The sequence below is a fragment of the Neisseria sp. P0001.S005 genome (genome assembly GCF_051963715.1).
In genome coordinates, this window is the sequence record NZ_JBQCTZ010000194.1 from 1 (window position 1) to 6,370 (window position 6,370).

The 6,370-nt window shown below is 48.6% G+C and carries 8 protein-coding genes; all 8 read right to left on the reverse strand.

All coding sequences use genetic code 11. The features are described 5' to 3' along the window. A partial coding sequence (gene nuoK, locus ACTHSP_RS16565; protein WP_440346481.1) for an NADH-quinone oxidoreductase subunit NuoK occupies window positions 1–234 on the reverse strand: 234 nt, incomplete at its 3' end. Then, complete coding sequence (locus ACTHSP_RS16570; RefSeq protein WP_314513158.1) at window positions 231–902, reverse strand: NADH-quinone oxidoreductase subunit J; 672 nt, start codon at window positions 900–902, stop codon at window positions 231–233. The genes ACTHSP_RS16570 and nuoK, both read right to left, overlap by 4 nt. Window positions 903–913: 11 nt before the next feature. Beyond that, window positions 914–1,393 (reverse strand): NADH-quinone oxidoreductase subunit NuoI, encoded by a 480-nt coding sequence (nuoI, locus tag ACTHSP_RS16575; RefSeq protein ID WP_002218650.1) that lies wholly within the window; start codon window positions 1,391–1,393, stop codon window positions 914–916. Window positions 1,394–1,451: 58 nt separating this feature from the next. Continuing rightward, window positions 1,452–2,021, reverse strand: coding sequence for a hypothetical protein (locus tag ACTHSP_RS16580; protein ID WP_063068565.1), 570 nt, complete (start codon window positions 2,019–2,021; stop codon window positions 1,452–1,454). Window positions 2,022–2,093: 72 nt separating this feature from the next. Continuing rightward, entirely contained in the window at window positions 2,094–3,053 is a 960-nt protein-coding gene (locus ACTHSP_RS16585; protein ID WP_440346482.1) for a hypothetical protein, read from the reverse strand. A 59-nt stretch (window positions 3,054–3,112) separates the two neighbouring features. Continuing rightward, the gene (locus ACTHSP_RS16590) at window positions 3,113–3,541 is read right to left on the reverse strand and encodes a hypothetical protein (protein WP_314511271.1); all 429 of its coding nucleotides are present in this window, start codon (window positions 3,539–3,541) and stop codon (window positions 3,113–3,115) included. A 76-nt stretch (window positions 3,542–3,617) separates the two neighbouring features. Continuing rightward, window positions 3,618–4,694 carry an NADH-quinone oxidoreductase subunit NuoH gene (gene nuoH / locus ACTHSP_RS16595; protein ID WP_002216340.1) on the reverse strand — a complete coding sequence of 359 codons (1,077 nt, stop codon included), beginning with the start codon at window positions 4,692–4,694 and terminating at the stop codon, window positions 3,618–3,620. Between the two features lie 2 nt (window positions 4,695–4,696). After that, window positions 4,697–6,370: molybdopterin-dependent oxidoreductase (locus ACTHSP_RS16600; protein ID WP_440346483.1), on the reverse strand; the 1,674-nt coding region annotated here is incomplete at its 5' end.

Consider the following 6,370-nt stretch of genomic DNA (forward strand, 5'->3'; position numbering starts at 1 on the left):
CAAACCGATGGCAGATTCGGCAGCGGCAACGGTCAATACGAAGAATACGAAAATTTGTCCGGCAGTATCGCCCAAATGTTGCGAGAAGGCGATAAAGTTGAAGTTCACCGCCAAAAGCATCAGCTCGATGGACATCAGCAATACCAGCACGTTTTTACGGTTCATAAAGATACCCATTGCACTGATACCGAACAGGAGCGCACCCAATACCAGATAATGCGTCAAAGTAATCATGCTTTGCCCTCCCCTTCCGGCTTAAGGTCGTCTGAAACTTCGCTTTCTTCGGCAGATTCGACTTGCGGTTTGACCACTTCCATTTTCACCAGACGCATACGGCCTTGGTCGGCGCGTACTTTAACTTGGTCGGCAGGATCCATACGTTTCGGATTAACCGTTTTACGGTGAACCAGCGCAATCGCGGCTACCATACCCAACAGCAGCAATACCGCCGCCAATTCAAACGGCAACAGATAGTCGGTATAAATACGGCTGCCCAAATCGCGGATATTGTTGTAATCGGCCGGAATGTCTTTCATTAGACCAAATGCGGCAAGGTCGGTTTTCGGGTTAACCAAAATCAGGATCAGGGCAACCGCCAACAATGTGCCGACCACGCCGGCAACCGGCGCATGACGCCAGAAACCGGCGCGCATTTCTTCAATGTCGATGTTCAACATCATCACGACGAACAGGAACAACACCATCACGGCGCCGACGTAAACCACCACCAGCGTAACGCCCAAAAACTCAGCCTGCATCAGCATCCAAAGCATCGCGCTCACGCAGAAGGTCAGCACCAGATGCAAAGCGGCGTGAACAGGGTTTTTAGCGGTAACGGTACGAACCGCACCGTACAAAACGATGGCGGCAAGGATATAGAACAGAATCGCGGAAAAAGTCATTCGTCTGCTCCTTAACGATACGGCGCGTCAGCGGCTTTGCGTTTGGCGATTTCAGCTTCGTATTTGTCGCCAATGGCCAAAAGAATCGGCTTGGTCATGTGCAAGTCGCCTTTTTTCTCGCCGTGGTATTCAAAAATATGGGTTTCCACAATTGCATCGGTCGGGCAGGCCTCTTCGCAGAAACCGCAGAAGATGCACTTGGTCAGGTCGATGTCGTAACGCTTGGTGCGGCGGGTGCCGTCTTCGCGCTCTTCCGATTCGATGTTAATCGCCATTGCCGGACAAACTGCCTCGCACAATTTACACGCGATACAGCGCTCTTCGCCGTTCGGATAACGGCGTTGCGCGTGCAGGCCACGGAAACGCACGGATTGCGGCGTTTTCTCTTCGGGGAAATAAATTGTGTCTTTGCGAGCAAAAAAGTTTTTGAGCGTTACGCCCAAGCCTTTTACCAACTCGCCCAAAAGAAAGGTTTTTACTAGGTTTGCCATGCTGTATTCCTTTACATGGTTTTTATTTTCAGACGACCTGCTATTTGCAAGTCATCCTTTATTTGAATTCGATTAAAACATATCCCTGCTTACGGTATTCGGCAGGTGTATTTTTCGCCGTTTTGGCGCATAACCGTTCTCCGCATTTGACAATATCCGCCTGACTGAATAATTCCAGATTTTCCACGCTGGCTTTTTTCTCACGGACAACCTGTCCGTAATACCAACCCTGCCATAGGGAAACACCGATAACGCAGACCAATGCAGCAACGGCAAGGTACCCGATTTTCAACAATACCGAACGGCTGGCGGCATCCAAACGATTTTGGGCGACGGCGGAAAAACCTGCAAAATCTTCCATATGCTTTTTCACATCATCAATTTCTGCCCTCAAATCATCCAATCCTTCCTGACTGCCTTTCTTGATATTGCGCCGCAAGTCACCCGACACGGCAGCCATCTGATTAGAAACCTCATCGGCAACCAACCGATTGACTTCCGACAGCCCCTCTTCCAACCTTCTGATACCCTGCGCCTGCAATGACAAGGCTTCGGCACTCTGCTTCTGAAGCTCCTGATGCAACGCTGAAATATTGATAATTAATTGCTGCAATTGCCGTTCGTCCATCACTTTTCCGAATGTTCCGAATAACTTTGTTATCTTTTCTGTATCGACAGGCCGTCTGAAACCTTAAACCCGTCAGCCTATGCTCATACCGCGCGAGTGGCTCTGCGCCATCCTTTCCATTTCGCGCTGTCTTGCCTCTTCTTCAAACTCCCGCTCTGTCCGCTGCGCCGTCATGGCGGATTCCCTCTGTATCTGCCGTACATCGTCCCTACCCATAAAATCCGACAGGGCGGTTTGGTCGCCCGATTTTAGGCGGGCTAACAGATTGTTAGTCTCTTGCAATAGATCAAAATTTTTATTAGACGCATTTTGAATTCTTCCTGCATCATTATTTATAAAATTATTTTCAACCTTAAGATAAAACGGTACTTTTTTCTTCACTTCTTCTATGGAATTATAATATTTATTATCTTCTATCTTATATATATCATTGTTTTTTTGTTTATATTGTGGAGCAACAGGGATTTTATCAAAGATAGTCGCATTATTTAATACATTCAGACGACCATCATCTGATTCGCGAATGGGTTTATGTATAATTTCCCCATATTCATTTAATTCATTAGTTCTCTCTATAATTGTTACCTTATGATCATAAACACCACTATATCTCAATGCATGATAAACATAATCTACACAACTATTACTTCCTGCGTTATAAATCATAGTATTAAACTTACCATTCGTAAGCTCAGATATTTTCTTTGCATGATTGGTACTTAAAGAGGCCTCTCCAAATGCTTTCAACTTATCATATTGCTCTTTACTTATTTCAATGGTTCGCTTATACGCTGGATTTGTATAAAGATCTTGTTCATTTGCAACAGCATGCCCCGTAAATATTGGAGAAGATACCGTAGGAGAAAAACCATATCCTTTTTTATGTATTCCTCCATCCTCACTAATTGCATAATAAACATGTCCTACACTTGAAGTTTCTGTTTTTATAACATTACCTTTATTATCTTTATGTTTAATTATTCCTCCTGGAGGAGCAATATACAACGTTAAAGTATATCTTTTTTCACTCATGATTAATCACCCTCAAAACTAACTCTTATATAACATATAATTTATAATAGAAAATCTTATCAAAACAACAAAAATACACCCGACAACGATGTAACTGCGCTCAGAACAAATGACCATAGCGCAGATTGTGTAAAGATTTTAGGTTTTGTCCATACCCAAAAGATAGATACCACAAAAGATACCGTACACCAAGCAAAATACATCCACCATAGAGCCCCGGCCTTCGGATCACCCAAAGAACCTATTTTGCAGGCGAAATAAATATGGACTGCTGTTATAGCAAAGGCAGAACCGGCTACCGCAAAACCTCGTATGCGCATATAAAGCACGCAAGATAATAACAATCCGCACCAAAAGAGCAAAACATTGAGAAGAAACAATAAAATCTCATCTATATCGGACGGAGTGGTAACGTAACCTACCGATATGCAAGGAACTATCAACCCAACCAATATGCTTAAGGCTGCAATCTTTTTTTCTGTTGTCATCTAATTTTTATTCCCTATTGCCCTCTAGTTATACGGACATCGTTTTTTTAGACGGCCTCAAGATGCCGTCTGAAACTTATTTCCATAAATTCAGCGGTGAAATCATCCACACGCCCAAAATCACGATGTAGGCGAAGCCGATCGGGATCAGCACTTTCCAGCCCAAACGCATGATTTGGTCGTAACGGTAGCGTGGGAAAGTTGCACGGATCCACAGGTACCAGTACAGCACCGCCGCCATTTTCACGAACATCCAGAATGCGGAAGGCGTACCGATAAAGCCCCAGCTTTGCGGGAACGGAGACAACCAGCCGCCGAGGAACATCAGCGATGTCAGCGCGGCAATCAGAATCATGAAAATGTATTCGGCAAGGAAGAACAGCGCGAATGCGAAGCCGGAGTATTCAACGTGGTGACCGGCAACGATTTCAGATTCACCCTCTGCCACGTCAAACGGCGCGCGGTTGGTTTCGGCAACGGCGGAAATCAGATAGACGATGAAGATGGGGAAGAGCGGCAGCCAGTTCCAAGAGAATACCGAACCGCCGGCAATACCTTTGGCTTGTGCGGCAACGATGTCGGAGAAGTTCATGCTGCCCGATACCATCACGACGCACACCAGCGCGGCACTCATGGCAATCTCGTAGGAAATGCTTTGTGCGGAAGCACGCATTGCACCCAAGAACGAATATTTGGAGTTGGAAGCCCAGCCCGCGATAATCACGCCGTAAACCGACAGCGAGGTAATCATCAGGATGTACAAAAGACCGATATTGATGTTGGTCAGCACCCATTCTTCGTTGAACGGAATCACCGCCCATGCTGCAAAAGACGGGGCGAGCGACATAATCGGGCCGATGTAGAACAGGGCTTTGTTTGACAACTTCGGACGGGTTACTTCTTTAAACAAGAGTTTGAACACGTCGGCAAACGGCTGAATCAGACCCCAAGGGCCGGTTACGTTCGGGCCGACGCGAAGCTGCATAAAGCCGATGACTTTACGTTCGAAATATGTCAGATAGGCAACGGTCAGAATCAGCGGAATCAGGATAATCACGATTTTGACGATGACGGATACCACCAAGCCTACGGTGATGCCCAAATCGCCCAGACCGAGCGTTGCGGCAAAGAGGTTTTGGAACCATTCTTGCATGATCAAGCTCCCGCCAGTTCAATAGTGTCCATCAACGCACCCAGCGCGGCATTTTCGGTATGCAGCGGCAGATGCACCACGTTTTCAGGCAAACCGGCATCGGCTTTGACGGCAACCGATACGCTTGCGCCGTTTTGTTTGGCAACAGCGGTTTGTCCGTCTTGCAGGCCCAAACGTGCCAAAGTATTTGGATTTACACGCGCGGCAGGCACGGCGGCATGGCTGGTTTCTTGCAGCGGCGCGGAACGGCGCACGATAGAATCAGTGTGATAAATACCGACTCCGCCGACACGGACGAGGCGGTCTGAGGCCGTCTGAACGCCCTCCCCTGCCCATGTGCTGCGGTTGTCCAGTTTGGACGGCAGACTTTCCGCATCCAGAGCGTCTTTCAGAATCGCGGCGGTATCGTGGTATTCAAAGCCTTTCAGGTAAAACAGGTTGCCCAATACGCGCAACACTTTCCACATCGGACGCGAATCGCCGAAGCCTTGTACCACGCCGTGGAAAGATTGCAGACGGCCTTCCATATTGATGAAGCTGCCCGAGGTTTCGGTAAACGGCGCAATCGGCAACAATACGTCGCACACGTCCAGCAGCGTTTCGCTGACAAACGGTGTAAACGCCATCACGCTTTTCGCCTGTTTCAACGCGGCTACGGCTTTTGCACCGTCAACCGTATCGATTTCAGGCTCAACGTTGAGCAGCAAGACTGCCTGTTTCGGCGCATTTGCCATTTCGGCAACGCTCTCGCCGGAGTTCACGCCCAAGACATCCGCACCAACGCTGTTGGCGGCTTGCGGCAAAATGCCCAGCACTGCGCCGGTCGCGTCAGCCAGCTCTTGCGCGGAGGCATAAATGGCGGCGTAATCAGGATGGTTTTGCACTTCCGCGCCCAAAATCACCGCTGCTTTTTCAGCGTTTTTCAGGCTGGCGGTAACGGCGTGTTCCTCATTGGCAGACAGGTTTTTCAGACGGCCTGCCCACTCGTCGGGATGTACGGATTCTTGAGACAGAAGCGGCATAAACAATTCTTCTTTACTGCTGGCTAATACGCTCAACGCCATACGGTCTTTGGCGGCGCGGCGCAGGCGGGCAGTCAGGAGCGGCTGTTCTTTGCGCAAGTTCGCGCCGACTACCAATACGGCATCGTTGTCAGCCAAAGATTCAATGCTTTGTCCCAACCATTGCGCACCTTTAAGGCCGTCTGAAAGACGTTTGTCTTGTTGGCGCAAATGGGTTGCAAAGTTTTTAACACCCAAGCCGTCGGCGAGTTTTTTGGCCAGATACAGCTCTTCAACCGTATTCATCGGATTGGCCCAAACGCCGACTTGGTTTTGGTTGCCGTCTTTGGCGATACATTCAATCGCGCTGCGGACATATTCCAACGCGGTTTTCCAATCCACGTCCATCCACTCGCCGCCCTGTTTGATTTTCGGGTTTTTCAGACGGCTTTCGTGATACAGGCCTTCGTAGGCAAAACGGTCGCGGTCGGACAGCCAGCATTCGTTGATGGCTTCGTTTTCCAACGGCAACACGCGGCGGACGGTATGGTCTTTGGTTTGTACAATCAGATTGCTGCCCAAAGCGTCATGGGCGGAAACGGATTTGCGGCGGTTCAATTCCCAAGTACGCGCGTTGAAGCGGAACGGTTTGCTGGTCAATGCGCCGACAGGACA